The organism is Treponema denticola, assembly GCF_024181605.1.
In the GTDB taxonomy this organism is placed as follows: domain Bacteria; phylum Spirochaetota; class Spirochaetia; order Treponematales; family Treponemataceae; genus Treponema_B; species Treponema_B denticola_B.
Window position 1 is genome coordinate 2,140,294 of sequence record NZ_CP054477.1, and the last position, 25,013, is coordinate 2,165,306.

The window sequence follows — 25,013 nt, forward strand, 5'->3', positions numbered from 1 at the left end:
CCTATGAATAAGAGCCCTTGGCCTGTCATTCCGATTATGTTTCTAACCGAAAAAATGTTTTATATCATCTTCTATTGAAGAGATTCCAGATAATCCGAATTTGCTTATTAAGACCTCCTTTACATTGGGCGAAAGGAAACCCGGAATAGTAGGCCCAAGGTGTATGTTCTTTACGCCTAAGAACAATAGAGCCAAGAGTACTATAACGGCTTTTTGTTCGTACCATGCTATATTAAAAATTATAGGTAAATCATTAATATCGCTTAGGTTAAATATTTCCTTCAATTTAAGAGCTATAAGGGCAAGGGAATAAGAATCATTGCACTGTCCTGCATCCAATACCCTTGGAATGCCGTTTATATCTCCAAGATTTAGTTTATTATACCTGTATTTTGCACAGCCTGCCGTCAGAATGACGGTATTTTTTGGAAGAGCCTCCGCAAAACCCGTATAATAAGATCTTGTTGTGTGTCTGCCGTCGCAGCCGCCCATTACTATGAATTTTCTAATATCCCCGTTTTTGACGCTTTCGACAATTTTGTCGGCAAGAGCAAAAACTTGGGCGTGAGCGAAGCCGCCTATAATCTTTCCGCTTTCAATTTCTTTGGGGGGCGGACAGGATTTTGCCTTTTTTATAATTTCGGAAAAGTCCTTATGACCGTATTCATCGGCTTCGATATGAACACAGCCGGGATGTCCTGCTGCATTTGTCGTGTACATTCTTGATACATAGGAAGCCTTCGTAGGAATTATACAGTTGGTTGTCATAAGGATTGGGCCGTTAAAACTTTCAAATTCGGAAGCCTGTTTTGCCCACGAATTACCGTAATTACCTGCAAGATGCTTATATTTTTTTAGTTTCGGATAATAATTTGCAGGGAGCATTTCGGAGTGAGTATAAACATCAACTCCTGTACCCTCAGTTTGCTCAAGAAGCATTTCGATATCTTTTAGATCATGCCCCGATACAAGGATGCCCGGATTATTTCTTACACCTATCGAAACTTCGGTTATTTCGGGATTACCGTAGCTGCCTGTGTTGGCGCTATCCAGCAGGGCCATTCCCTTAACTCCTGCTTCTCCTGTCTTTAAGGTAAGAGAAATAAGTTCATCAACACTCAAATTTTCATCTATGAGTATTGAAAGCGTTTTTTGAATAAAGGCATCAACATCTTCGTCTTCATAACCTAAGGCGTTAGCATGTTTTACATAGGCACATAGACCCTTTAGACCATAGATAATAAGCTCTTTTAGAGATCTCTTATCGGGGGCTTTTGTCTGCAAAACACCTATTGTCATGGCCTTGCCCAACCTTTTCGGTATATCCGAATCAAGATGAGCTTGTATCTCCGGATCAAGAGGTCTGTTTAAAGAACTATGCAAATCATGGATTGCTTTAAGAGTAATATTTATTCTGTTGTTAATTGCTTTTTCATCAAAATTTGCATTGGTTATTGTAACAAAAAGGTTTGTGCTTACGATGTGGTTAATTTCTTTTTCAACCTTAAGCCCGTTTTCCCTCATATAACTTGTCACCTCGGAAAGCTTTTTTGTTCCCCAGATAAGAAAGTCCTGTAATCCTGCAACTAAGGGGTTTTTCCCGCATACTCCGACCCTTACGCAGCCTGAATTTTTAAATGTCTCCTGACATTGAAAACAAAACATAGTGTCCATAGTATTCTCCTATAAAAACTTTTTGCAGCAAATATCAATTTGCAAAAAAAGTTTTTTCTAGTGTGTGCCGAAAAGCACACACATATAATAATGCGATGTTTTGTGCAAAGCACAAAACTCGGTAGATAAACAGTGAAACAGTATTTCTGTTGAACTGTTTATCATACCTCCTATTTTTCAAAGGTTTGAGTAAATTATAAGCATTTTATGAATAGAAGTCGGTAACGGATGTTACGAGGATGTTAAATTTTTTCGGTTTTCCAGTCTTTTATGGTACGTTTTTTTTCATCAAAGGAGGAACCGATTAAGACAATTTTTTTACCGCTTGATTTAAATGGAACTGCATAGCCTTTTTCTTTTATCTGTGCTATCGCATCTTCCGAGCTTCCGTTTCCGTCAAGTTTAAATTCAAAGATATAAACCGTATCTTTTGTATGAACAAGACAATCGGCTCTTCCGGCTGCACAGTGTATTTCGGTTTCGACAAATTGCCCCATCAGCTTAAAAATCAAATAAACGGCAGTCTGATAATTTTGCTCTCTAAGTTTTAACTTTTCTTTGGGAAGATTATCGTAAGGAATGCCGGCAATTATGGACTGCATTCTTTCCATAAAGTTATCTACATTTCCTGCTCTTACATCTTCAACAAAACGCCAAACGGAAGAAGCAGTTTGATCGGTACGCAAAGAAGTGTAATCCGGCAAAAGGTTTTTAAGAAAACCGTAACGGACTTCATCGTTAGGAAAGCCTAATCTGTAAATGGCCGCTTCTCTTATATATTCTTTAATTGTTAAATATCCTGCCTGGAACAAAATCGGCAGAGGATTTTTTGTGTCGGCTCGGTAATCGGCTAAGCCGGCCTCATCAAGCTCAACATTTCCGTCTAAGTCGGGAATATTATACTCAGCTTCTTTGAGGTAGTTTACCAAAAAGGTCGGAGTTCCCGTAGCAAACCAATAACTTCCCACATCCTTTGCCGAAAAAGCATTTAGAAGGCTGAAAGGATTATAAACGCTTTTTCCTTCTTTTGCAAAAAGATATCCGTCATAGCGTTTTTTAAGAAGGCTTAAACATTCTTCATAGCTTATCTTTTCTTTGTCTGCCAAGACCTGAATTTCGGGAGAAAATACGGCAGTTAATTCTTCTTGGGTTATACCGCAGAGAGCAGAGCAATCTTCGTGAAGGCTTATGTCTTGTAAGTTATTTAGGTCACTGAAAATACTTACCTTACTGAATTTTGTTACTCCCGTTAAAAATGCAAAGCGGATATATTTGTCGCAAGTTTTTATAACGGAATAAAAAGCTTTGAGTGTGCTGCGGAATTCTTCGTTTAGGGTTTCATTTACATACATTGTTTGTAAGAGGGGCTTGTCATACTCGTCTACGAGGATAACTACTTGTTTGCCGGTTTTTTCATAAGCTGTTTGTATTAAAAAAGCAAAGCGTTTACCAAAAGATAAATCGTTCCCCTGTATACCGAAACGCTCCTCCTCGGCTCTTAAAAAGAAGTCAAGGCTTTCATTTAAAGACTCGGGTAAGTCATAGCGTCCCGTATTAAAATCCAAGTAAAGAACGGGATATTGAGTCCATGCTTCAGTTCCTTCGTTTTTAGCCCTGTTTTCTTCGGCTTCTTCAATGTACAGCCCCTTAAACAATTCTTTTTTTCCTAAAAAGTAGGCTTCGAGGGTAGAAAGAAAAAGGCTTTTTCCGAAACGGCGGGGGCGGCTTAAAAAATAAACCTTACCGAAATTAGCAAGCCGGAAAACATATTCCGTTTTATCTGCATATAAAAAATTCTTTTTGCGTAAATCTTCAAAACTTTGTACTCCTATAGGTATCTTCCGTGAAAAATCCATCATTTTTTGCCTCCCCAATTAATCGTTAAGTGCTTATTCTTCATCCCTTTTATTTATTATATATTATAATTTACAGGGATTCAAGTATTGATGAATTTTATGGGCTTGCCTATTTTTGCTCACTTGAAATCTCTTATCCTATCCTATATACTCAATCTTATGAAACCGGATAAAATTACACAGTGGCAAAAATTAGGTTTTGGAATGTTTATTCATTACGGGCTTTATTCTTTATGCGGAGGCGTTTGGAAGGGTGAGCCGGTAAAGCGCGGTTATAGTGAGCAGATTTTAAGTCACGGTAAAATTCCTAAAGAAGAATATAAGGCCTTACAAAATAAATTTACCTGTAAGAATTTTGATGCAGAAAAGATATGTGCTCTTGCAAAAGCTGCGGGAATGAAATATATCATTATCACGGCAAAGCACCATGACGGCTTTTGTCTTTTTGACACAAAGACTACCGATTATAATTCGGTGAAGGCTCCTGCAAAAAGAGACCTTATTGCAGAGCTTTCTCACGCTTGTAAAAGAAACGGTTTAAAGTTCGGGCTTTATTTTTCTTGGATAGATTGGAACTGCGAATATGCTCTTCCTATAAGCGATCATAACAGCGATAAAATTCCGCCCAAGCATCAGAAATTTAATATTGAACAGCTGAAAGAATTGTTTTCAAATTACGGCCCTCTTTATGAGCTTTGGATGGATATGGGTTTCCCGACAAAAAAGCAAAGTGAAGAAGTGAAGACTCTTGCTCAAAGGCTTCAGCCCGATATGATGATAAACGGCCGCATATGGAATGACTGCGGAGATTTTTGTACAATGGGGGATAACAAATTTCCTGATAAAAGTTTAAATGTTCCTTGGCAAACCCCTGCTTCAATTTACCATGAAACATGGGGCTACCGTTCATGGCAAAGACGGGGAGATAAAAATAAAAAGGCCCAAGAGCTTATAGAAAGCCTTATAAGGGTAAGGGCTATGGGAGGTAATTATCTTTTGAATATCGGCCCAAAGGGCGACGGCTACGTGGTAGCTTTTGAAGCTGAAGTCTTAAAGAAAATAGGCAGCTTTTTTAAATCAAAAGCGCCTTCTCAAGGGTGCGCAAAAAAACTTTGTAAAGAATTAAATTTAGATATTCCTCAAGATAGTATTTTAGAACTAAGCGGAGAAAAAAATGAAATCCCTTTTACAAAAAAACTTTACCGCTTTACAGGAAAAGATTATTATTCTTCTCATTTTATTTGCACAGAGCTTGAACTTAATCTAAAAATTTCAAAAGGCTTATACAAAACAAATTTGTGGACAATAAGCCTCGTCAGAAAAAAGCCCCTATCCCAAGATGAGGTTTTGGAAATAAACGGAAAAGAATTTTGCTTCCCTGCAAACAAAAACGAATTGGAAATTTTTAAAAACATAAAAATAGAAAAGCCTCTCACAATTTCAGTATCTACAAGCGGAACACCTTCATTGCGTAAGGCCTTAAAACAGGATAACTTAATTTTAAGAGTAGAAGGAAAATGATGCCGGCCATTCCCTTAAATTTTAAGAAAGTCTATACAGAACGTATTGGTTTAAGGAAACGCCTTCATGTTCTGCATTTAAAGCTAATTCTTTGTGTAAAGATTTAGGAAGTCTTAAAAGAAACTTCCCGCTATAATTATTTTCGTCTTGAGGCATAGGTATTGTGAAACCGTTTTCAAGCTTTGATTCTATCCAACCCTCCATTGCTTCATATATATTTTTATACACTTCTTCTAATGTTTCGCCTGAACTTTGACAACCATCAAGCTCTTTAACTTGTGCATAATAATATACACCGCTCTCATCATGTATTTTTTTTGTAATAATTGAATATGGTAAATTTAAATAATCTTTTATTTGCATAAGCAACTCTGAAGCGACTAGCCATGTTTATATGATACTATATATAATATCATTTGTCAACATATTTTTAAATTTTAATAGTTATTTTTTTTTATTTATAGTAAAATACTAATATGCCATTTGATTATTTAATTTTATATTTCACTATTTACAGTTTTATCGGATGGTTTTGTGAAGTAGTCTATTGCTCGCTTTTACAGAGGAAGTTTGTATTAAACCGAGGAATGCTTTACGGACCTGTATGTCCCATATACGGTTTTGGGGCATTGATTTTAATTTTTTCGCTAAAAAATTTAATCCCTCATCCTATAGTCTTGTTTTTTGCCGCCGTGCTTTTAACAAGTTCTCTTGAATATGCTGCAAGTTTTATTTTGGAATATTTATTCGATACCCTGTGGTGGGATTATTCAAAACACAAACTGAATATTAACAGAAGGGTTTGTGCCCTTAATTCGACGCTTTTTGGAATATTGGGGCTTGCTTTAATGTATATAGTAAATCCTTTTATTTCAAAATATGTAAATCAAATACCCGATCTATTTATCTTGATTATTTCAAAAGCCTTACTTTTTATTTTTATTGCCGATTTTATTTTTACGCTTAAGGCTCTGATCGGTCTCCATGATGCGCTCTTACATATTAAGACTTTGACGGAGAATTTTTATACACACCTTGAATCGCTTGATATACATGAAAAAATAAGCGAAAGCAATATTGCAGAAAGTTTTAATCTTCTGCGTGAAAAGCTAAAACAAGACGGATATTCCGCTTATGAAAAAGTACAGGAACAACTTAAACTTATTGCCGAAAAAAACAAGGGGCATATTTTATCGGCCTTTCCGAATATGAGGCAAAGAAGAAATAATTTACACTTAAAACTTTTAAAATATTTTAAGGAGAAGAGGGGAGAATAAAAAAAGAGGAATAAAATTCAAAATGAGAATTTTATTCGTGCGGAGGGTTTAATACCCCGGCGCAGAGCGTCGGGGTATTAAAAATGTTTAGACTTTAAATCTTTCAACCTCGTTTACGAGATTGCCGATATTTTCTTTATTTTTTTGTGAAATGATATTGACTTCCTGAGTTGCTTCGTTTATTTGGAGTGCACCTGTCCCATTTCATAATTCTCCTTAAAATACTAAAATTTATGTCATTCATTTTGTTAATTCTTTTTTGCTTAAAAATTATCATTGATGATATATCTTAAATAGCTTATAATTTTTTTTGTTATAAAATTGTAAATAATAGATAATTTTCGAAAGTCTTAAACTTGTATATGCCAACTCTGCTTCTTGTAATTCTAGCTTCTGCAAACTACAGTCTACTTCGCTAATATGTACCCAGATGAGTACATAGTTTCTGCTTCTAAATTGCGCAATTTAAGAGCTTCAATTTTACTATTTGCATTTTTTATTTGTTCATCAAGCATTTAAGGTTGTTACGGATTTGTATTGCTTGCAAATTTAATGTTTTATTTAGCTCTTCTTCATTGATTCGTTGAATTTCTTTTAAATTTTTGAACTGTTTATTCAAACTATACTCCTTTGCAAAAGGATCAAGATTTATGGTCATACCTAAATTTACATTCCATGTAACTTGATTTTTTTCTTTAAACGTCCCGCTCATACTTTCAGAAGTTGATTTCGAGCAAGCATTAAAAGTGATTGAAAAATTATGACTACTAAAAAAACAATGCAAAATACGTTAAAGTTTTTTCTAGTCCTCCGGCAAGGACTTCATCAATTAAGAATCGGAAATAAAAAGCTGAAGCAATGCCTAGAACTGCTAACATTAAACTTGCAAAAAAAACTTTAATCCATACATTTTTATATGGTGCCGATAGTTTAAAGAAACGTAGGATATACGAATCGGAATCTCCTATTTCTATAAACTTAGCTTGAACCGATTCAACAGTAACATAATGGTTGCCAACTGACGTAACAACATGTGCAATAAAAGGCAACTTTACATCATTTGGAATTTGTTTTTCTTTAGAGATAACGCCTCTACAGTCAGAACCAAAAGCCTTAGCGGCTTTTGTTATCCCAAGACCAGAAGTACCTTCTTGATCTGTGTGTGCAAACTTTCTTATCCGCTTTACCGCAATGCGCTTTCCATAACGTCTTGCAATTGTGGCAATATAGGCTGCAGCACAATCGGTTTCATCTTTTTGCAATACAACATCTTTCTTCATCAAATACCTTATATTTTTATCTAATTGAGCTTCTTATTGACTAGCACCAATAATCGATTGAATACGTTAGTTATTCTGAAATAAACTAATAATTACTCCACTGTTATTATTTCAATAGTTTTCATAAAATCTTCACTTATTTTATACAATTCCCGTGCAGTTTCACTTTCGATTGTACCGTCAATTATCTTTTTTGCAAATTCATTATGCCCAGTTTCGCCTGAAGGCATTTCTTCTTTCCAGTTTCCATTTTCTTCAAAGTACTGAGGGGCTTCTTGTTTGAATTCATCAGCGCCCCTTGAAAAGGTACATTGTAGCGTATACAAGGGCGTTGTTGTATAATAACTCATTTGAAACATAGAAATATCAGGTGCAAATTGCGAAACCCGAATGTTTCGTGCAAATTTGTGACCATTCACTTCAACAGCCCCTCTAGCAGTTCTCAAATCTTGCGGTAAAGTTGAAACAGACAAAACAGCTTTTGCATATTCTTGAAATGTTTCTGGCAGTTCGAATTTAATGGAATCATCTATATAGTTTTTTTGAATGAGCTGTACATAAAAATTCACCCCATTTTTTAATTCAGCGTTAATATAATAATAACCTTCTTTGTCATTTGGCATTAACCTGTATTCTCCATTGTTAAAAGAAATTTTTGTAATCTCTTTTTCGATAAGAGCAATCCACGTCTCGTCTGTTTTAGTTTCAACACCTGTTGAATTTTGTACAACAGTGCTTGCTTCGTTTTGCACTTCTGTTGCAGTTTCTGTTTCCCTTGTAATGCTTTGGTTTCTGCTTACATTAGTGTTTTTGCTACATCCAATGAGCATTCCTAACAATGCCAATACATAAATCAGCTTTTTCATAAAAATCTCCCAGTACAAATTTATTCCTCTCAATTTTTAGACTTTAAATCTTTCAACTTCGCTTACGAGATTGCCGATATTTTCTTTATTTTTTTGCGAAATGATATTGACTTCTTGAGTCGCTTCATTTATTTGGAATGCTCCAGCCGCCATTTCATTCATGCTTGCAGTGATAACTCTTGTAAGGTCATCAAGTTTTTGCATTTCAACGGCAATGTTTTTTCCTCCCTCAAGCATTTCGGCTGAACCGTCATTTACCTGTGAAGTGATTAAATTGATATTATGAATTGCCGTCAAAACTTCACGGCCGCCGTTTTCTTGCTCTTTCATTGCAAGCATAAGAGTTTCACTCATCTTTTTTACCTGCTCAGATAAAGCGAAGATGCTGTCAAATTTTTCTTCGGCCAATTTTGAAGAAGACGAAAGGTTTTCAATTTCTTTGCTTAAAATCTTTAATGTTGAAGTTATTGTTTTTCCCTGTGAACTTGATTCTTCTGCGAGTTTTCGAATTTCGTCGGCAACAACGGCAAAGCCTTTTCCGGCATGAGCTGCTTCAATCGCTGCGTTCATAGCAAGCAAGTTTGTTTGACTTGCAATATGCTGGATAACGCTTGAAGCTTCTAAAAGACCGCCCGATTCCTCCGAAATTTTTTGAGTTACGGTATTTGATAATGAAAGAGTTTCTTTTCCTTCGGCTGTAGCTCCGGCAAGATTTTTAATTGCGTCATCCGTTCTTGTAAGAGTCTGAGTTATGGAGCTTATGTTACCTACCATTTGCTCTATTGCCGATGATGATTGGGCTACACTGGCAGCTTGAGATTCTATCATACCGTTTAATTGTGCGATGGTTTTAATAATCTGTTCGATGGTAGCTGAGGTCTCGGTAACACTCGCCGCCTGTGTAAGAGCTTGTTGTTTTACTCCTTCTATGTTTGTGCTTATTTGATGGATGGCGCTTGCCGTTTCCGTCATATTACTCGCAAGTTCATTTCCTATCTGTTCCATTTCCTGAGTGCCTGAACCTACCGTTTTGATTGAGTTACCGATTTTTTCAATTGTTTTGTTAAAATATTTTGATAAATCGGCTATTTCATCATTTCGTTTAATAGGTAAGCGTACTCTTAAATCTCCATCGCCATCTGCAATATTTTTAAGAGCTTGAACTGTTGATGTAATTGGTCTTACTATTGAAAGGGCTATAATGGCCGTAAGTATAATAGATATAATCAATATGCTGATACCTATAATTCTGATTGTGATTTTTAAGGGCCGGAGGCTGCCGGTAAGTTCATTAACAGGAGCACTGATTATTACTTTCCAGTTTTTAGTTTTCATAGGAGAATAAGCGCCAATTTCTTTTAGCCCATTATATACAAATCCGGCTAAACCCGGTTCAGAAGATTCTAAAACTTTTTGTTCAAAATCGGCAATGCTTTTAAGTTCAGGGTCGGATATAGCACTTTTAATGCTGTTCTCTTGTTTTTTAACCAGCTCTATGTCCTTATCGGCAATTGTTGTCCCTGAAGCATCAATAATATAGCAGCCGCCTGTTTCTCCTATTACAATGTCGTCAATTATATCATTAAGAGATAAGCCGCTAACGGTGGCACTAAACACGCCTAAAATATTGTGTTCGTCATCATAAATAGGTACCGAAAATATAATTTGTAGTTCACCTGTAGTCCGGCTTATAAGCGGCTCAGAAATAAAATTCTTGCCTTTAATAGCCTCTTTATACCAGTCTCTATCACCGACAAAAATGGAAGTTTCATCGGCATAATGTATCATCCCGTTTTTGTCGGAAATTCCAAAGTACTCTATTGTTTTATTTCGCTCTGCATCTTTTTGTAATGCCATTACTTTTTCATAAAAAGTGAGTTTGGAATCGCGCAGTGCCGGAATACGCGCAAGGCCTTCCAAAAAATATAATAAGGCATTGGCCCTGCCGTCGACAATTTCGGCCGTATCCTTTGCTTTCATTATTAACGCCTCTTCAATTTCTCCAAGTAAAGCATTTCTTGCCACAAATAAAGCAGAGGCTCCCATCGTAAATCCTCCTATCAGGATTAACGTACCAAAAAAGAAAAGCAATTTTCCTAAAATAGAAAACCGTCTTCCCTCCTTCTGATAATTTTTTTCACCTACCATATTTAGAGTTCCTTCCAAGTATTATTTTAAAAACTATTTGTAATTGATTTTTATTGAATGTACATTAAGAATTGCTAAGTGTAATTTTAAACTATTTTTTTTATTTTTACTAGATGTTTATGCAATAAATAGATGGAAAATATTGTAATGGAGAAAATTTATAAAATAGAAATTTAACGTCGATGGTTTTTTTACGAGCCTGTAGATTTGTATTTTGAAACTCCGATAAAATAATACGCTCGGTAATTGCTTCGATATCCTGCATATCGTGGGTTGTTAAAATAATAGTCGTTTTATTTTTTTTGTTCAGTTCCGAAATAAATTTTCTAACCGTCAATTTTGAAAGAGCATCAAGCCCGATTGTCGGTTCATCCAAAAAAAGAATTTTGGGACTATGTAAAAGAGAGGCTGCAATTTCGCAAGTTCCCGAATCGGGAGTAAGGATTCCGCAGAGAACCTTTATGGTAGAACTCTTTCCGGCTCCGTTCGGGCCGATGTAACCTACGGTTTCTCCTTCGTTAATCGTAAAAGAAATTTGGTCAAGAGAAAATTCAAGTACGATGTATTTTCTCCGAAACTATAGCTATGAGAAAGCAGATTTTTTATATCTTTATTTTCGGTTTATCGTTTTTGTTTTTTTCTTGTTTGAGTTTTTTTGTACGGCCTCCTCATTTAATAGAAAGCCGAGGCAGATGCTCGGCTGAGGATTTAACCGTTTTTTTTATGAGCCAAAACCCCAAGGCCGATAGGGAGAAGGTAAAACGGCTGGCTCAATTTTATATAGAAGAAGCTGATGCAGAAGAAATAAATTCGGATATTGCTTTTTCGCAAATGTGTTTGGAAACGGGTTTTTTGCGTTTCGGAGGTCTTGTAAGCGAGGCGATGAATAATTTTTGCGGACTGGGCTCACTCGGGGACGGAAAAAAAGGAGAAAGTTTTCCAAGTGAGAAGACGGGAGTTTTGGCCCATGTTCAGCATTTAAAAGCCTATGCTACGGCTAAGCCCCTTGTCCGTCCGCCGGCTGATCCGCGATACAAATATGTTAATCCTAAGGGGAAGGCTCCTACAATTTACGGGCTTGCCGGAACTTGGGCGGCAGACCCGAATTACGGCAAAAAACTTGAAAACATATTGACAAGATTGTACAAATCGGTTTATTAAGCGAAGCGGTTTTATTCAATGTAGAGACTCTTTTAAACTTATCAAATTCTTTCTATAGAGATGTCTGAAAGTTCGGTTGCCTTTGTAAACATATCCTTGATTATTCTATAAGAACCTAAGCCGGCAAACAAAAAGCCGAGACCTAAGCCGGGAAGAATGGATTTTATAAAGACCGGATCGGCAAAAAATACCGGAGAGCATTTTACAAAGGATACAAAATCTAAGCTGACTTCTTTTTTGACTGCTAAAAATAAGCCTATGTATTCGGCAAAAAGCAGAGCAAAAACTATCGCAATGATATTTATTATAGCACCTGTTTTGGTTGCCTTTCCTTTTCCAAAATTATAACCGTAAAATGCAGAGTAGGCTATAAAATATCCTGCAATGGATGCATAAAAACCGAAATAACCTATTAAGATCCAAGCTAAAGAACCGACTAAGGCCCCTATAATACAGCACAAGGCTCCGATTAAATAATTATTCGGTTCATTGTTTACTTTTTCCATCTTAGTTTTAAAATTATCTACACATTCGGAGCATAAAAATGTTGGAACGTTCTTAATTTTATAAGCATTTGTTTCCCGTATTTTATTACATGAAAAGCAAACATCTTGTGATTCTAACCTTGTTAAAAGATCGGAAAGATCTTTTAAGAAAAATTCAAACTCTGAATCGTTGTTATTGCAAGTATAGGTCAAGGATAACAAATCTTCGTCCATATTAAAGGTTTTTATCTTTCCCATCTTTTTTTGCTCATCTAAAAAATCGAATAGGTCTCCTTTTGCTCCGCTTACGGCACAAGAAGTTTTAAGAACAAGCTCTTGATTGGTTGATTTATCTTGCCGAATAAGAAATTTATTATTGTCTATATTTCCTGTCCAAATACCGTTTACATTTTTAAAAAAGAAACGGTTAAGTATTTTTTCCACATTGTCTGTCATTTAAATAGCTCCAAATATTTTACCGCCCTTATTCTATCAAAAAATAAAATAAAAAACAAGATAAAGTTTTTTTAAGTGCTGGATAGTAAATGTTTCTTTTTTCATTTTAAGCTCTTTAATCAACAACCCTGACGCAGATCGTTGCCGAAAAACGGCGGGTATTAAACTCTCCGTACGAATAAACTAAGCTATCTAACAAAAAGAAAATAATGTTTTTGATTTATAAGGTTCTTCACGTATCGGAAGTGTCAATGAAACCGGATGGTTACTTGCCTTGATATAGGTTTCAGCATAAGAAAAAGAATATCCTTCATCAGTCTCGCTCAGTTTTCCGGCAAAGTTATTATATACATAGACATCCGCAGTTCTGAATATGTTTTTCATTTATATTCCTTAAAATGAAACAGTTGAGAGAATATCAATTCTCGAAAACTGTTGCATTGGTGCGCGTAACGCGCACATTGTAATATGCGATGTTTGCGATCAGCAAACTCGACGGTTAACGAGGCAATCTTATTTGGTTGCCGAAGTTACACCTTCCTTTTTTCCCGGGACTGCCTCCATATCGAACATCGCCAGTGCAACATTCACTTTATCCATGCGTACGGTTTCTTTTCCTTGCTCCAATTTTCACTTTTTTGTAAGCTGACAGTTCCTCTATTGCAATATCCAAAGAAAGCAGCCTTCTTCTCTTTTCTTTTGTTTCTTTTACGGAGCCGACCAAAACTATTCTGTGTCTCGGTATTTTTAATATGTAAGTTTTATACCAATAAGGCTGCGGTTTGGGAATTTTAATATTTAATGCTCCCTTTTTGATGTGTAATTCTTTATTTTTCCAATATAAAACGGCATGATCTTCATATAGTTCAAGCTGTGCTTCTTCCTCCTTGCTGCTCCAACATTTTGCGGCAATCCATGCCGGCAGCGACATAGCAATAGGAATTAAGCCGAATATCAAATAAACAGCATGCATGGGATGTTCTCTGAAATATACCGGTCCATGTTCCGGTCCTTTTTCAATACCGGAAAACACAAGAAATGCATAAAAAGTCAAAAGTCCAAGAGTTACTCCGAATAACACCATAATATACAATACACCGGGTGAATATTTATTGCATTGAAATGTTATTCTTCTCATAATTTACAACTCCTTTTTCAACGCTTTCTTCATATACATTATCTGCTTTTCAGTGATAAAATTCTCTATATATTCAAGCAGCTCTATTGTCTCTTTCTTAGTATTATTCAAGTAATTTCTGCAAAATACTCTTCTAAATGGTAATATATTTTCATGTCTTCATCATCTACATCACGCAGCACTAAAAACTTATTATGTTTTTCTTTATCAGCAAATACGAAGTTATGTTCACCATAATAAAATTGATAGCCTTTATCTTTCAGTGTCCAAAGCTCTCCTGCCTTAAAACTAAAAATATCTTTTTTAACAAGGTAGGTCTTTCCTATTTCCATTTTTAAAACCTCTCTTTCACCTCATCCATCGGCTCCATCATATAAAATCTCAATCAATTTTGTTACTGCTCATACATCTCTTTAAGCGATACTAATATCACTTTTTCATCCTGTAAAGTATCAAACCATTTTGTATAACCTGACAGTGAAAACAAAATATACGTTATTATGTCGAATGTCGGTGATATTACATTTGCCCGTCGTATTAAAGTTTCATATATTCCTTTATCTATTTTCTCATGCTTAAATTTACATTCGCCTATGACGGCCTTTTTTTCCGTTTCCGATAATGCAACCACATCAATATCAGCAGATTGAAATATCTTTTCCTCATTACTATTCAAGATGGTTTCAGTTCCCCACCATGTACCAACAGCTGTAATAAAACAATTAAATTTTCCAAGAATTCCTTGTTTCAAGGTATAATATCTGCACATATCCTCAAATACTGTTCCCATAAAAGAATGTAAAATCGGTTTTACTGCTTTTTTATAATACAGTTCACCCTGTCCCATTTCTATTACGCTGGTTGCCTTTGGAATAAATTCATACCAAAACTTAAACATATGGTCTTTTAAAACGTACTGTGTTTTTTTCTTATTCTTTTCCTCTGTGATACATTTTTTCTTTTCCACCAATCCTACACTTATTAATTTTTCAATAGAATAGAGAATGGTCGGCTCTTTTTCATTTATTTTGTTAGCTATAACATTGACGGTATTTTTACCTGTAGATATGATAATTCTTTTTCTCTTCCAATGAACATATGTATACCCTCATTAATTGTTTTATTCAAATTAATTTTATTCAAATTGATTTGAATAAAATTATATCATATTCCATTCTATTTATCAAGTCAGATCAAACGTCAGAGAGTAGCTCCCGCTCTTATTTTCTTTACATTGCAGTTCATCAAATGCCTTCCTAAATGTTTGAATGTTCGGATTTGAAAAATCCAGCATTGTAGTTTCTTGCAAGTATTGATTCATATCCATATATTTTATCGGCATTATCTTTTCTCCTTTGGGGAGCATTTATCATGATTATTATACTATTATGCTCCCCAAAATTCAATATAGAAAGAGCAACTTATTGTCATTATCTATTTATCACTCTATTTGAAATGTGATGTTGCATTTTGAGTTCTTTAAATTTGGAAAGCCATATTCCTCTAATCGATTTAGAGTTTTTTGAATAGATTCGGTTATATTGTTTTTGCTAATAGGTAAATTGCTTATGATATATATAATACCGCTAAGTTTTGCCGGATAAATAATCCCGCACTTAGCTTCATTATTTATAATACGGAGCAGGTAAACATCATATTTTGTTTTGACATAGAAATCAAACTCTTGATTATCATAAATCTCCTCCGGAATCAGATGGACCGGAGCTATGATACAGTCTTTCATTTGAAAGCTATCACTCCCAAAATGTGCTTTACAATTGTGTTTTCGCTTTATTCTTTCTATCCATTCAGTAATCATTATCATACCCATCATCACTGTCTATAATTTTTACACCGTCTATTGCCATTTATCATCTCTCCGTTCACAATTCTAATACATTCTTTAACAAGTGCTGCTTATTTAATTTTGTTTACTTATAGAAAGGTTAATGTAACCCTTTTAACTTCTTTGTAATATTGATTCATTTCAAATAAAATCTTAATATTTTTATATTGCACACCTTCCATATTCTCTTTTTCTGTTTTTGGAGGAGCAACTCCTAGTATTTCATAAGGTTCTTTCCATTCTCTCCGTTTATCAAAAACAAGATCAATCCATACCGGTTCAATATATATTTCTTTTGCATCATCTATAATTGCTTTGATAATCGTTGCCTCAAGCAAAGAACATGGTGAATCCGATAAGTTTTTAGCTTGTAAAGTTATATTTGTAAACTCATATTGATTATCACTTTTAAAAACATAAGAGTTACTTATTTCCTCCGGTTGCAAAATGATGTTTTTTAATTCTTCAATCGTTCCTTGTTTTACAATAAGATTTTTAAAGAAACAATCTTCAAATGTATCACTGCCTAAAATAAAAGACCTTCCAATATCTGCATGAAATGTAAATCCATTCGGATTATCCGAATGCGTTTTTAATTGCGGTTTCAATTCTTTACAAATATCTTCATAGGATTTTATGTTAAGCCCATCTTTTTTTACTTCAGAAATATCTTGATATATCATGCTATCATCATCAGCTGCACCTTTCAGTTTGATGCCGTCAATATCCATTCGTATGTTTAGTAATCTCTCATCAATAAGCATCGGATGTTTTTTAGAAACGAATGCAATAAATTCCATCGCTCTATCATAAGGAACTTTCAATTCTTCAAGTGAATGTATTTTCGTATAGTATATAAAATTTATAGGGATTTCCCAAAAAATCTCATCATTACCAAGTTCATAATTTTTTTTGTATTCCTCAATGATATACTCGCCGAAAATCTCATCAAAATTCGTTTTTATAGATGGTGATGTCATGGAAAGAGGATCACGGGAAACAGTATAAAAAATGATGAGATCTGGATATTCATTTAATGTCACAAGCCAGCGGCGATAATATTTATCTTTCTTAATGGTATATGCATCCTTACCAAATCTATTATCCAAATATTTGATTATCATTTCACTATCTTCTTTAATATGAGAACAGGCATTTAAAAAAATCACACTGCACACAATACATAATAAAATGACTATTGGTTTAAAAATATTCATATACATTCTCCTTTTATGTTCGCATCAAAGTTATTTTCTTTCTCTTGTTTTTCAATAAGATCTTTTACTTCTCTTCCCAAAGTCAATAATTGGTCCATGTCTGATATATCGCTTATCCCGAAAGGATTGAAGGATGTAGTGCCTGTAATCGTTTTGTATTCTTTTGGTCTTGATATAAATGATATTTTCCGATTATCGATTCCTATATCAACTTTTACCAATTTATCATGATTTGATTTGATTTTACAAAATGAGATTTTCCCGAGCATAATTTCTTTTTCATTTTCTAAAACTCTTATATTAAGTTTATCTATATAAACAATAAATTTCTTTGATACAGTTTTACGAATTTTTTTTATAATAAGATATGCTATAATAAATGCAGGCAAAAACACTAAAAATTTAAATAGCGGATGAACTTTGTAAATAATCATTCCAGAATAAAATAATAGCAGATAGGTTATTAATATAGGAAACATAAAGCCTATCGGAAAGCATAATCCCATAATCATGTCGCTTTTTGGTGTTCCTACCGCAAATTCAAATTTTTTCATCATGTATCCACTTTACCGCAGTGTGAGTAATTCTGTTTTTTCATAACTAATTTTTTTTTCATAAATACTTGTATGAGGTTTTCTCTCTCATTTTGCCGACTCAAAGAACTATTTTTTATAAGTTTATATTCTCAATCATCTGTTATAATTTGTTTTGCCTAAAAGAATAGGAGTAGGATTTAACAATACCCAGAGAACCGAAAGTTCACGCAAACGCTCTGTTATAACTTCTTCATCCTCACCGTTTGCACGTATGCTTGAAATAAGCTCTTTGGTTTCTTCCAGTTCTTTCTTAGAAAGCGGTGTGCCTGAAGCAAAATGATTTGGCAGGGTATTAAGCATATTTCTATAATCTTTATCCCAGTTTACTCCGCCGTTTCTATATAGCTCATCCTGCACCCTGCCTGTTATACGGATAACTTCTCCCTGTACTGTTTTTGCAGCTCCGCTTGAAGGAATCAGCATCTCCCAAAGTTCATCGTATTGTTCTCTCCAAGAACCCGTCTTTACAATAATGGGAGAAACGCCGTCATGTGTCTTGCGTTTTGGAGCAGGCTTTACATCAAACAGTGCATAGAGTTTCTCAAGTCCCGCTTCTGTTTCAGCCAAGTAATCTTTATTAAAGTTTTCTCTGTGAAATTCAAAATCCTTACCGATTATTTCGACTCTTTCCGTCATTTCAGGTACTACCTCAGCACCTGCCTTTATCAGCATTTCTGCAATTTCCGCTGCCTGTACAATATTACTATTTCTGCAAACAGCAAGGGCTTCGGCTAGCGGAGTTCGTCCCATATCATTTTTTGCATTAACAGCTGCGCCTTTTTCAATCAAAAAACTTACTATCTTAGGTCGGAAAAAACCTGCTGCCGTATGCAGAGGTGTACTTCCATATGTATCAGGTTTTTGTATATCTCCTCCTAATTCATACAGCAGTTTTACAGTATCTCTCCCCAGTGTGGCATGTTTATATAATGGCGTACGCCCATAATAATCAGGAGTATTTACATCTAAGCCCTGTTCTACGAGCCAGATCACAAGTTCATCAGGAACACCGCCATAATGAAGCGCCGTATTGAGGCTGTATCTACCGTTATGAGCGGTAAGCTCACATTTATCATAGACGGCTTTAAGTGCTTCAACATCTCCTGCTGTAATCAGTTCATCAAAATTTTTAGGTAAGGTCACTCTTTTCTTTGCCATTTTTCTTCTCCTTTAATTATTATAGAATTAAAATCCGGAAAAGTCAATTATTTCTAAATCCACTTAAGCCCATTAACATCTTTTAGAATCATAGATTTCCCATCATAATTATTTTTTAATTCAACTTTTTTTTCTTTAACCGATATGTTGTTGTACCAGTGTTCCAGACTTGCATATTTTCCCGTATGTATATTGATAAGCATGCTTGTTATGGGATCCCAAGTATCTTTTTTTACCGTTTCCGCCAGTAAATAATACGCATCTAAAAATATAAGATTTCTTCCATATATCCAAAATGGAAGTTTAATATTTAACAGCGGTAATTTTGCAGAAAAAATATCATCTCCATGCGGCGGCACTGTTTCATAATGAAATTCTATCTCACTTCCATAATATGCTATCGTTGCCCCTTCACAGCCTATGCTTTGAGGAACACCCTCTTCAGCTATGATAAATTCCATTGCTTCTCCTTATATTTTCTTACCCTTCCATATCAGCCGACACAACTCCATTCTTTAAGCTTCCGCAGACTGTTATACAATGCCCGAAGAAAAGGTCGTCATCATCAAAATAGGCAGAAAATGAACCGCCTGATATCATACAAATTGAACTGAGGCTAATTCTTTTTGCAAAACTTTCTTCTGTAATTTCAGAAGTTTCATCATCAGATTCTGCCCATTCGCAGGCGAGTTTAGTAAGCTTTTTTGCAGCAAAACTACGCAGGTCTGCATCCCATTTTGCCTGTTCTGACACCATTGTTTTCAGAGCTTTTTTAGCCTTTGTTATTTCCCCCTTATTATCCTTATCTACATCTAATATAATATTTATTTTTCTATCCTGCCAAATAATACTTCCTTGAAAACTTTTAATTTGTTTATCATAAATCAGTTCACCTAATATATCATCTTGTAAAATTATAGGTTTTCTATACTCTGCAAGTATTTCTTCCAATTCTTTACAAGCCGTATTTTTTTCAAGAACTTCCACAACTAAAAAATGTTTTTTTGCCGATAGTGCACCGTTTGGAACTTCCTCAGGAAGCTTTGCACGCACCTTTAATTTGTAAATGGTTTCGTCTTCAAATTGATATGGCAAATTTTCTTTATCTGTGACAGGAAATACTATACGCCCTTCTTCTTTATGCAGTTCACCTGTTTCACAGTCCACATAAGCTAAGAAATAAGCAGCCCAGTCCCAAAAACCGTTTCTCAAACTTCCGCCGCCGCCTTCGTGTCTTAGAACAATAATCTCTCTTTCCTTTTTCTCAAAAGAGTCTTCCCATTCTTTTTGTGTCATTTTATTTCTTAGCCGCATGTATTCAATTAATTCCATTAAGTCCTCCAATCAATCCCAAATAATTTTAAAATATTTATAATTTTGATTTGTGGTTATTAAACACATCTTCTATAACTTTCTCGGTTTGGTTATCATATTGCCTTTTGATTAATAGTATTTCTTTTACTGTCATTAATTTTTCTTTATCCTGCCTCAATTTTTCCAAAGCAAGCTCAATATCTTCTCTTGCATTACAGTATTTTTCATTTTTATTGCAACTGCAATCAAGCTCCCAATAAAACTTTGTTTTCTTTACCTGATAGATTTCAAGAAATTTAATACAACTGATTTTACGGTTAAAACGGATTCTTACATCTTTAGTAAAATACAAGCTATTATTAATCAAATACAACTCTTGTCTTCCATATAATTTTTCAGCCTGTACGCTGATTATTTTAGAAATCAAATATTGAACAGACATTAAAATAAATAATGCAACTACAGCCAAAAATAGCAATAATATCATATTATCTACAACTAACCAACTCACAGTTCCGATAACTGCCGACATTGCCATAACCGCTCCACATATCGGTATTGCATCTCTTAGCAAAAATATAATCATGTCAATAATAAATCTTTTAATCCGGTTATAACCTCTAAGTTTATACTCTTTCATACTATTCAAAAAACTTAAATCATCCTTATATTCATCCATTCTCAGCATCATTTACACACTCATCAAAATCCATCTGATTATTCATTGTAAACTTCTTGAAACATTTTTTTGTCTTATTTTTTAAAAAGCTCTGAATGTGAGCCAAGTCTATAAAGCATAAGTACGAGTACATCATTTCTAATTTCATATACTAAAAGCCAATCCGGTTCTATGTGACATTCTCTTGTTCCCTTATAGTTTCCTGATAAATCATGATCTCTATACTTAGCTTCAAGTTTTTCTCCATTTGAAAGTAAATCAATAACTTTCAATAACTTATCTAAGTTTTTATTCTGTTTTTTTGCAAGTTTAATATCTTTCTTAAATTGGTTTGTAAATTTTATTTCGTATTTCATATTTCCAGTGCTTTCCGCAAATCGTCTATATTTGAATATTTTTTTACGGTATCATCATAAGCAATTTTTCTACCTTCTTCTATTGCCGACGCTGTAATTGCATTGGGAATATCTAATTTCAAAGCAAACGGGATTCCATTTTCTCTAATAGTTGTTCTTAAAAATATATTGATAGCCGTTGTCATATTAAGCCCTAACTCAAAAAAAATAGCTTCTGCTCGCTCCTTCATTTCTTTATCTGTTCTGATATTCAAATTTGTTGTTGCCATAATATCACCCCATTCTTAAGTATATTCATTATTTCGTGCGATGTCAATATATTGTCATTACATATTTATACTTCTTCTTCGCTTAATTCTCTAAAATTTGAAATATGATACCCAAAATAACATCTTCCCGATTGGCCTATAAAAATTCCATGTTCCGACATATTAGCTATCTCGCCTAAGTAAACCATAGGCATGTCATCGGAAAACGGATATTCCAAAGATATTTCATCTTTAAGAGTAACCAAAGTTTTTTCTTTAATTATGTAAGTGCTCAATTTATCACTCCTTAATATATCTCATAAATAAAATTTTATTACAGTATGAATTAACGAACATGGTCATTTTGTGGAATATCTTTAAACTTTTCTGCAAACCTATCATTCCATATTTTGTAGTCATAAGCAGGCATATTAACAGATAGAAATTCTAATTTTTCAAGGTCTAAAACAGGCGAATAATCTCCGTTCAATAGCCTAAATCCTGTTGTATGAAGATTTTTAATATTCTTCAAACTTTTTAAAAAATCAAAAGAATCTACTTTAATTATATTTCCCATAGAACTATGAATTCCCAGTTGTTTAAGATTTTTTAATTTGCCCAACGGCGAATAATCCGTTACGCCGGTGAAGTTAGATAATATAAGCACTTCTAAATTTTGTATTTCGCCTATAGGCTGCAAACTTTTTACTCTTGATGAAGCATATATTGAAAGAGCCTTTAAGTTTTTTAATTTTGCAATACACTGTATGTCCGAGAAATTACCCTGAAATATAACGAGTTCTTCAAGTGATGTTTGATTACATATCGCTTCCAATAACTTCTGATTTACAATACCTGTTACTAAAAGCTTTTTAATGTTTGTTTTTGTATTATTAAAATAATCTATCCAGCTTTTTAAAATGTTGTCTCTGTCTTTTTTTAAGGGATATTTTTCTTCAGATAATCCGTAGCAATATAATTTTAAAATTTCTTCTCCTGTATAATCTTTTAACTCTGTAATAGAATTTACTGCCCATTTTGCATTCCAGTTATAGTAATTCATAATTATTCTCCTATATTCACATAACAGTCAGTTCACTACTTGATTTAAACTCCGATAAAGGACTGTTTTATTTCAGACAGTTCTTTTAACTTTCTTTCCAAAATCACTGCATTCATTCCGTTTTTGATTGCAATTTCATAATACTTATCAAATTCGGGATGATTATTTTGTTTTACAACCGCTAAAAGTTCTGCAAAATATCCCCAAACATTATTATAGCTTTTTGTTGAAGTATAATCTTCTCTTTTCGGCATCCACTTGAGTTTTACAAAGAATTTGTAAAGTATCTTACTCCAAGTTTCTACATCATCATCATAGCAAAAAAACTTGGTCTCAAACAGACTCCCGAAACGCCTGTCCCAAAATTTTACATTGTCTGGCAGATACCAACTATTACGGGTATCGCGGCATATCAATTCTGTTATTATTCTTTCAAGTATTTCGGATGGAAAACCTCCGGTACAACCGTAACTTCCGGCAACTGAAGTTTGTGCCGCTTCCTCTTTAAGTTCTTCATAGGCTGTGCGGCTATCAAGCAACAACAAAGCAATTTGGGCACGGTGACCAAAGGCTTTTCCTGCACTCAATATTCTATATTTCTCAATCTCGTTCATAGTTCCTCCAAAATTCTTACATATCTAATGATTTGTCTGTTAATCGTTTATTGCCTTACCCCTGCCTTTTGTCTGTATTATTTATTCGTGCGGAGGGTTGTTGATTGTAATTTTCAATCTCTTCTCTGCTCATCCCCACAAGCTCCATTGTCCATACTCCTACAATATCCGAAAGTATAGAATCACAAATATACTCTTCTTTACCGTCAAGATATTTACAGGAAAATATCGGTTCTCTTGTTGCTGCTTTGTAAAATTTCATTGTGACATTCTCTAATTTATCAGGAGAAAAAACAAGCGACAGACTGTTTGCAATATCGCTTCTCACCTTGTCCCAATCCTTATTTTGAGCCTTATATCTCTCCCTTATTTTTGATATATATCCATTACAATAAGTTTTTAACAGCTCTTTATTTTTATAAATATGTTTACAACTAAAATCGGAAATACAGCCGGTATGGATTAAAAATGTCAATAACTCATCTAAGCTTTCTGCCGCTCGCCCAACTTCACCTTCACTTCCGATAAAACCTATACTTCCGTCTTCAAGAAAAACATATTCTCCTCCGCTGCCGTCTTGTGCAAATGACTTACATCCAAGAGAGTATTCTTCATTATTTTCCAAAAACTGAGTATCTCCTGTTTCCTTATAAAAATAAATATCACACTCATTCATAAGCAGAATATTTAACTGTTCATTTTCTCTGATATATTGTAGTTTATCCATTTTAATTCTTCTCCATAAAATCTTTTTCTATAATCCGAATTTTTCCCTGTTCATAAGGTTCAGCATATCCATCCACTATTAATATTCCGCTGCATTGGATATGAGCCTTGCTATTCCTTATTTCAAGAATTTTTAATTTGTATGAAGCCATCGGTTCGTGTTCATAAATGTAAAATGAGTCTTCTCTGTCATCGCTTGATATTTACAAGTTTCCAGAATTTCGCTGCCGTTCGGGCATTCCGCATTTTTCTTCCATAAGTAAATGAATCATAAAAACCATGCCCGGACGGTCGGCAGTTTGACTCATATCCTGTTTGAGAATCTTGTCATCTCCATTTGATTTTTTTTCATAGTACTTCAATCCATTACTTTGCCTGTTACATAGTTTATATACTGATAATTCGATGTCATTCCCTTAGTATGCTTCTTTATACAATTTATAATTCTAATTTTAATGAGTTCCCATCCAAAAAAACTGCTTTCGACTCTGTGATTTTGATTTTCTGTTCTTCGGTAAATCCTATGGTTTCTCCGTGTTGCAGTGTTACATCCTGCTGTAGAACATAGTCAAGTACAGGCAGTAGAAAATCGTATAGTTCGCTGCCCTTCATATTTGCATCTATTATTTCTATTTCAGATTTGCCGAACTCCTTCATTCCATAAGTATAAACGCTACTTTTTTCATCGCTATTGATAATACCTATATACACCCAAAGCTGAATTGGCAGTATATCGTCCTCGTCCAACAAGAGATCTGTAAAATCGATATAAAGATTCTTTGGAAGCAGCAGCGTCGAGGCGCCTTGATATATCCCTATCGCAGTTTCACAAGTCCTCAGAATAGAAGCATTCAGTTTGGACAGTAGAGAGTATCTTTCGACTGCCGGTGTATTGCTGCCTAAGCCTAAAAGCGATACGATTGCATGTTGGGTATGCTCTTGTATCTCTTTTTCGGCTTCTTTCCAAAGGTAAGAATAGTTGTATATGGATTCAAATTCCGCAGAAGGTATCGGTGCAGGCATCAATGCAAGAGCTACAAGTTCCTCGGCGATTTTAAATGTGGCAGTATTATCATCTCCCTCTATCTCATCAACCTTAAGTCCCCAATATGATTTTAAATCCTGTATAACCTTATCCAGAGAATACCCTCTATCGCCTTTGAACATCGGCATAGACAGGATATGTTGTCCTTTATTTTCTGGTTTTTCGTTTTTCTTGCCAAATATGTTATTTAGAATTCCCATAATATCAACCTCCGTTATTTAGTATAATTATGCCCATTTTTTATGCAATGTCAACCGTACTGCCATTACATGTTCTTGTGTTTCTGATT

31 protein-coding genes and 2 pseudogenes are annotated in these 25,013 nt (G+C 34.5%); 3 read left to right on the forward strand and 30 right to left on the reverse strand.

Annotation, left to right across the window (positions count from 1 at the left end; translation table 11 throughout):
* Window positions 1–42: 42 nt before the first annotated feature.
* Window positions 43–1,674: a hydroxylamine reductase gene (gene hcp, locus E4N80_RS09980; protein WP_253699086.1), complete on the reverse strand. Its 1,632-nt coding sequence runs from the start codon at window positions 1,672–1,674 to the stop codon at window positions 43–45.
* Window positions 1,675–1,916: 242 nt separating this feature from the next.
* The gene (locus E4N80_RS09985) at window positions 1,917–3,530 is read right to left on the reverse strand and encodes an ATP-binding protein (RefSeq protein ID WP_253701056.1); all 1,614 of its coding nucleotides are present in this window, start codon (window positions 3,528–3,530) and stop codon (window positions 1,917–1,919) included.
* Between the two features lie 90 nt (window positions 3,531–3,620).
* On the opposite strand from E4N80_RS09985, the gene E4N80_RS09990 reads away from it, so the two are divergent.
* Entirely contained in the window at window positions 3,621–5,051 is a 1,431-nt protein-coding gene (locus E4N80_RS09990) for an alpha-L-fucosidase (RefSeq protein ID WP_436411321.1), read from the forward strand.
* 21 nt (window positions 5,052–5,072) lie between these two features.
* Here the strand turns inward: E4N80_RS09990 and E4N80_RS09995 are convergent, their stop codons facing one another.
* On the reverse strand, window positions 5,073–5,414 hold the full coding sequence (locus E4N80_RS09995) for a type II toxin-antitoxin system HicB family antitoxin (protein ID WP_253699088.1): 342 nt from the start codon (window positions 5,412–5,414) through the stop codon (window positions 5,073–5,075).
* Window positions 5,415–5,527: 113 nt separating this feature from the next.
* Here E4N80_RS09995 and E4N80_RS10000 point away from each other — a divergent pair, with 113 nt between their 5' ends.
* Complete coding sequence (locus tag E4N80_RS10000) at window positions 5,528–6,328, forward strand: putative ABC transporter permease (protein WP_253699089.1); 801 nt, start codon at window positions 5,528–5,530, stop codon at window positions 6,326–6,328.
* A 496-nt stretch (window positions 6,329–6,824) separates the two neighbouring features.
* On the opposite strand, the gene E4N80_RS10005 is transcribed toward E4N80_RS10000, so the two are convergent.
* From E4N80_RS10005 to E4N80_RS12975, 5 genes and pseudogenes are all read right to left on the reverse strand, one after another.
* The gene (locus E4N80_RS10005; protein WP_253699090.1) at window positions 6,825–7,040 is read right to left on the reverse strand and encodes a hypothetical protein; all 216 of its coding nucleotides are present in this window, start codon (window positions 7,038–7,040) and stop codon (window positions 6,825–6,827) included.
* A 55-nt stretch (window positions 7,041–7,095) separates the two neighbouring features.
* Window positions 7,096–7,608 (reverse strand): cysteine peptidase family C39 domain-containing protein, encoded by a 513-nt coding sequence (locus E4N80_RS10010; protein ID WP_049992342.1) that lies wholly within the window; start codon window positions 7,606–7,608, stop codon window positions 7,096–7,098.
* Window positions 7,609–7,700: 92 nt separating this feature from the next.
* Window positions 7,701–8,474: a hypothetical protein gene (locus E4N80_RS10015; RefSeq protein WP_253699091.1), complete on the reverse strand. Its 774-nt coding sequence runs from the start codon at window positions 8,472–8,474 to the stop codon at window positions 7,701–7,703.
* A gap of 36 nt (window positions 8,475–8,510) precedes the next feature.
* Entirely contained in the window at window positions 8,511–10,622 is a 2,112-nt protein-coding gene (locus E4N80_RS10020) for a methyl-accepting chemotaxis protein (RefSeq protein ID WP_253699092.1), read from the reverse strand.
* Between the two features lie 226 nt (window positions 10,623–10,848).
* Window positions 10,849–11,199: pseudogene (locus tag E4N80_RS12975) on the reverse strand (ATP-binding cassette domain-containing protein); the annotation flags it as partial.
* An 8-nt stretch (window positions 11,200–11,207) separates the two neighbouring features.
* Here E4N80_RS12975 and E4N80_RS10035 point away from each other — a divergent pair.
* Window positions 11,208–11,783: a glucosaminidase domain-containing protein gene (locus E4N80_RS10035; RefSeq protein WP_253699094.1), complete on the forward strand. Its 576-nt coding sequence runs from the start codon at window positions 11,208–11,210 to the stop codon at window positions 11,781–11,783.
* A 41-nt stretch (window positions 11,784–11,824) separates the two neighbouring features.
* Here the strand turns inward: E4N80_RS10035 and E4N80_RS10040 are convergent, their stop codons facing one another.
* The 22 genes and pseudogenes from E4N80_RS10040 to E4N80_RS10140 form a co-directional block, all read right to left on the reverse strand.
* A complete protein-coding gene (locus E4N80_RS10040; protein WP_253699095.1) occupies window positions 11,825–12,724 on the reverse strand; it encodes an MFS transporter in 900 nt (299 codons plus the stop codon).
* Window positions 12,725–12,916: 192 nt separating this feature from the next.
* On the reverse strand, window positions 12,917–13,108 hold the full coding sequence (locus E4N80_RS10045) for a HipA N-terminal domain-containing protein (RefSeq protein ID WP_253699096.1): 192 nt from the start codon (window positions 13,106–13,108) through the stop codon (window positions 12,917–12,919).
* Window positions 13,109–13,237: 129 nt separating this feature from the next.
* Window positions 13,238–13,354, reverse strand: a pseudogene (locus tag E4N80_RS13055) (transcriptional regulator); the annotation flags it as partial.
* Window positions 13,317–13,862, reverse strand: coding sequence for a hypothetical protein (locus E4N80_RS10050; RefSeq protein WP_253699097.1), 546 nt, complete (start codon window positions 13,860–13,862; stop codon window positions 13,317–13,319). The pseudogene E4N80_RS13055 and the gene E4N80_RS10050, both read right to left, overlap by 38 nt.
* Before the next feature lie 107 nt (window positions 13,863–13,969).
* Window positions 13,970–14,194, reverse strand: a complete 225-nt coding sequence (locus E4N80_RS10055; protein WP_044977844.1) for a hypothetical protein — start codon at window positions 14,192–14,194, stop codon at window positions 13,970–13,972.
* 62 nt (window positions 14,195–14,256) lie between these two features.
* Window positions 14,257–14,829 carry a DUF234 domain-containing protein gene (locus E4N80_RS10060; protein ID WP_253699098.1) on the reverse strand — a complete coding sequence of 191 codons (573 nt, stop codon included), beginning with the start codon at window positions 14,827–14,829 and terminating at the stop codon, window positions 14,257–14,259.
* A gap of 474 nt (window positions 14,830–15,303) precedes the next feature.
* A complete protein-coding gene (locus E4N80_RS10065; protein WP_366797299.1) occupies window positions 15,304–15,693 on the reverse strand; it encodes a hypothetical protein in 390 nt (129 codons plus the stop codon).
* 104 nt (window positions 15,694–15,797) lie between these two features.
* Window positions 15,798–16,925 carry a hypothetical protein gene (locus E4N80_RS10070; protein ID WP_253699100.1) on the reverse strand — a complete coding sequence of 376 codons (1,128 nt, stop codon included), beginning with the start codon at window positions 16,923–16,925 and terminating at the stop codon, window positions 15,798–15,800.
* Complete coding sequence (locus tag E4N80_RS10075; protein WP_253699101.1) at window positions 16,922–17,482, reverse strand: hypothetical protein; 561 nt, start codon at window positions 17,480–17,482, stop codon at window positions 16,922–16,924. The genes E4N80_RS10070 and E4N80_RS10075 overlap by 4 nt, the downstream gene beginning before the upstream one ends.
* Before the next feature lie 132 nt (window positions 17,483–17,614).
* Window positions 17,615–18,679: an ankyrin repeat domain-containing protein gene (locus E4N80_RS10080; protein WP_253699102.1), complete on the reverse strand. Its 1,065-nt coding sequence runs from the start codon at window positions 18,677–18,679 to the stop codon at window positions 17,615–17,617.
* A 53-nt stretch (window positions 18,680–18,732) separates the two neighbouring features.
* The gene (locus E4N80_RS10085) at window positions 18,733–19,140 is read right to left on the reverse strand and encodes a hypothetical protein (protein ID WP_253699103.1); all 408 of its coding nucleotides are present in this window, start codon (window positions 19,138–19,140) and stop codon (window positions 18,733–18,735) included.
* 19 nt (window positions 19,141–19,159) lie between these two features.
* A complete protein-coding gene (locus E4N80_RS10090; RefSeq protein ID WP_253699104.1) occupies window positions 19,160–20,011 on the reverse strand; it encodes a DUF2262 domain-containing protein in 852 nt (283 codons plus the stop codon).
* 37 nt (window positions 20,012–20,048) lie between these two features.
* Window positions 20,049–20,684, reverse strand: a complete 636-nt coding sequence (locus E4N80_RS10095) for a hypothetical protein (RefSeq protein ID WP_366796924.1) — start codon at window positions 20,682–20,684, stop codon at window positions 20,049–20,051.
* Between the two features lie 62 nt (window positions 20,685–20,746).
* Entirely contained in the window at window positions 20,747–21,028 is a 282-nt protein-coding gene (locus E4N80_RS10100; protein WP_002665928.1) for a type II toxin-antitoxin system YafQ family toxin, read from the reverse strand.
* Complete coding sequence (locus E4N80_RS10105; protein ID WP_002665927.1) at window positions 21,025–21,297, reverse strand: type II toxin-antitoxin system RelB/DinJ family antitoxin; 273 nt, start codon at window positions 21,295–21,297, stop codon at window positions 21,025–21,027. Before E4N80_RS10105 ends, E4N80_RS10100 begins: the two co-directional genes overlap by 4 nt.
* Window positions 21,298–21,362: 65 nt before the next feature.
* Window positions 21,363–21,572: a hypothetical protein gene (locus E4N80_RS10110; RefSeq protein WP_253699106.1), complete on the reverse strand. Its 210-nt coding sequence runs from the start codon at window positions 21,570–21,572 to the stop codon at window positions 21,363–21,365.
* Window positions 21,573–21,622: 50 nt separating this feature from the next.
* A complete protein-coding gene (locus E4N80_RS10115) occupies window positions 21,623–22,339 on the reverse strand; it encodes a leucine-rich repeat domain-containing protein (protein WP_253682847.1) in 717 nt (238 codons plus the stop codon).
* A 44-nt stretch (window positions 22,340–22,383) separates the two neighbouring features.
* The gene (locus E4N80_RS10120; RefSeq protein WP_002672563.1) at window positions 22,384–22,953 is read right to left on the reverse strand and encodes a hypothetical protein; all 570 of its coding nucleotides are present in this window, start codon (window positions 22,951–22,953) and stop codon (window positions 22,384–22,386) included.
* Window positions 22,954–23,008: 55 nt separating this feature from the next.
* Window positions 23,009–23,680 carry a hypothetical protein gene (locus E4N80_RS10125; protein WP_147625250.1) on the reverse strand — a complete coding sequence of 224 codons (672 nt, stop codon included), beginning with the start codon at window positions 23,678–23,680 and terminating at the stop codon, window positions 23,009–23,011.
* 1 nt (window position 23,681) lies between these two features.
* On the reverse strand, window positions 23,682–23,831 hold the full coding sequence (locus tag E4N80_RS10130) for a hypothetical protein (RefSeq protein ID WP_253688683.1): 150 nt from the start codon (window positions 23,829–23,831) through the stop codon (window positions 23,682–23,684).
* A 51-nt stretch (window positions 23,832–23,882) separates the two neighbouring features.
* Complete coding sequence (locus E4N80_RS10135) at window positions 23,883–24,041, reverse strand: hypothetical protein (protein ID WP_010956759.1); 159 nt, start codon at window positions 24,039–24,041, stop codon at window positions 23,883–23,885.
* Between the two features lie 76 nt (window positions 24,042–24,117).
* Window positions 24,118–24,924 carry a DUF4261 domain-containing protein gene (locus E4N80_RS10140; protein ID WP_253699107.1) on the reverse strand — a complete coding sequence of 269 codons (807 nt, stop codon included), beginning with the start codon at window positions 24,922–24,924 and terminating at the stop codon, window positions 24,118–24,120.
* Window positions 24,925–25,013: the final 89 nt, after the last annotated feature.

Excerpts from the sequence above, each read along its gene's own strand:
- hcp (WP_253699086.1), bottom strand. The coding sequence starts at position 1,674 with ATGGACACTATGTTTTGTTTTCAATGTCAGGAGACATTTAAAAATTCA.
- E4N80_RS09985 (WP_253701056.1), bottom strand. The coding sequence starts at position 3,530 with ATGGATTTTTCACGGAAGATACCTATAGGAGTACAAAGTTTTGAAGAT.
- E4N80_RS09990 (WP_436411321.1), top strand. The coding sequence starts at position 3,621 with ATGAATTTTATGGGCTTGCCTATTTTTGCTCACTTGAAATCTCTTATC.
- E4N80_RS09995 (WP_253699088.1), bottom strand. The coding sequence starts at position 5,414 with ATGCAAATAAAAGATTATTTAAATTTACCATATTCAATTATTACAAAA.
- E4N80_RS10000 (WP_253699089.1), top strand. The coding sequence starts at position 5,528 with ATGCCATTTGATTATTTAATTTTATATTTCACTATTTACAGTTTTATC.
- E4N80_RS10005 (WP_253699090.1), bottom strand. The coding sequence starts at position 7,040 with ATGAGCGGGACGTTTAAAGAAAAAAATCAAGTTACATGGAATGTAAAT.
- E4N80_RS10010 (WP_049992342.1), bottom strand. The coding sequence starts at position 7,608 with ATGAAGAAAGATGTTGTATTGCAAAAAGATGAAACCGATTGTGCTGCA.
- E4N80_RS10015 (WP_253699091.1), bottom strand. The coding sequence starts at position 8,474 with ATGAAAAAGCTGATTTATGTATTGGCATTGTTAGGAATGCTCATTGGA.
- E4N80_RS10020 (WP_253699092.1), bottom strand. The coding sequence starts at position 10,622 with ATGGTAGGTGAAAAAAATTATCAGAAGGAGGGAAGACGGTTTTCTATT.
- E4N80_RS10035 (WP_253699094.1), top strand. The coding sequence starts at position 11,208 with ATGAGAAAGCAGATTTTTTATATCTTTATTTTCGGTTTATCGTTTTTG.
- E4N80_RS10040 (WP_253699095.1), bottom strand. The coding sequence starts at position 12,724 with ATGACAGACAATGTGGAAAAAATACTTAACCGTTTCTTTTTTAAAAAT.
- E4N80_RS10045 (WP_253699096.1), bottom strand. The coding sequence starts at position 13,108 with ATGAAAAACATATTCAGAACTGCGGATGTCTATGTATATAATAACTTT.
- E4N80_RS10050 (WP_253699097.1), bottom strand. The coding sequence starts at position 13,862 with ATGAGAAGAATAACATTTCAATGCAATAAATATTCACCCGGTGTATTG.
- E4N80_RS10055 (WP_044977844.1), bottom strand. The coding sequence starts at position 14,194 with ATGGAAATAGGAAAGACCTACCTTGTTAAAAAAGATATTTTTAGTTTT.
- E4N80_RS10065 (WP_366797299.1), bottom strand. The coding sequence starts at position 15,693 with ATGGGTATGATAATGATTACTGAATGGATAGAAAGAATAAAGCGAAAA.
- E4N80_RS10070 (WP_253699100.1), bottom strand. The coding sequence starts at position 16,925 with ATGAATATTTTTAAACCAATAGTCATTTTATTATGTATTGTGTGCAGT.
- E4N80_RS10075 (WP_253699101.1), bottom strand. The coding sequence starts at position 17,482 with ATGATGAAAAAATTTGAATTTGCGGTAGGAACACCAAAAAGCGACATG.
- E4N80_RS10080 (WP_253699102.1), bottom strand. The coding sequence starts at position 18,679 with ATGGCAAAGAAAAGAGTGACCTTACCTAAAAATTTTGATGAACTGATT.
- E4N80_RS10085 (WP_253699103.1), bottom strand. The coding sequence starts at position 19,140 with ATGGAATTTATCATAGCTGAAGAGGGTGTTCCTCAAAGCATAGGCTGT.
- E4N80_RS10090 (WP_253699104.1), bottom strand. The coding sequence starts at position 20,011 with ATGGAATTAATTGAATACATGCGGCTAAGAAATAAAATGACACAAAAA.
- E4N80_RS10095 (WP_366796924.1), bottom strand. The coding sequence starts at position 20,684 with ATGATGCTGAGAATGGATGAATATAAGGATGATTTAAGTTTTTTGAAT.
- E4N80_RS10100 (WP_002665928.1), bottom strand. The coding sequence starts at position 21,028 with ATGAAATACGAAATAAAATTTACAAACCAATTTAAGAAAGATATTAAA.
- E4N80_RS10105 (WP_002665927.1), bottom strand. The coding sequence starts at position 21,297 with ATGGCAACAACAAATTTGAATATCAGAACAGATAAAGAAATGAAGGAG.
- E4N80_RS10115 (WP_253682847.1), bottom strand. The coding sequence starts at position 22,339 with ATGAATTACTATAACTGGAATGCAAAATGGGCAGTAAATTCTATTACA.
- E4N80_RS10120 (WP_002672563.1), bottom strand. The coding sequence starts at position 22,953 with ATGAACGAGATTGAGAAATATAGAATATTGAGTGCAGGAAAAGCCTTT.
- E4N80_RS10125 (WP_147625250.1), bottom strand. The coding sequence starts at position 23,680 with ATGGATAAACTACAATATATCAGAGAAAATGAACAGTTAAATATTCTG.
- E4N80_RS10130 (WP_253688683.1), bottom strand. The coding sequence starts at position 23,831 with ATGGCTTCATACAAATTAAAAATTCTTGAAATAAGGAATAGCAAGGCT.
- E4N80_RS10140 (WP_253699107.1), bottom strand. The coding sequence starts at position 24,924 with ATGGGAATTCTAAATAACATATTTGGCAAGAAAAACGAAAAACCAGAA.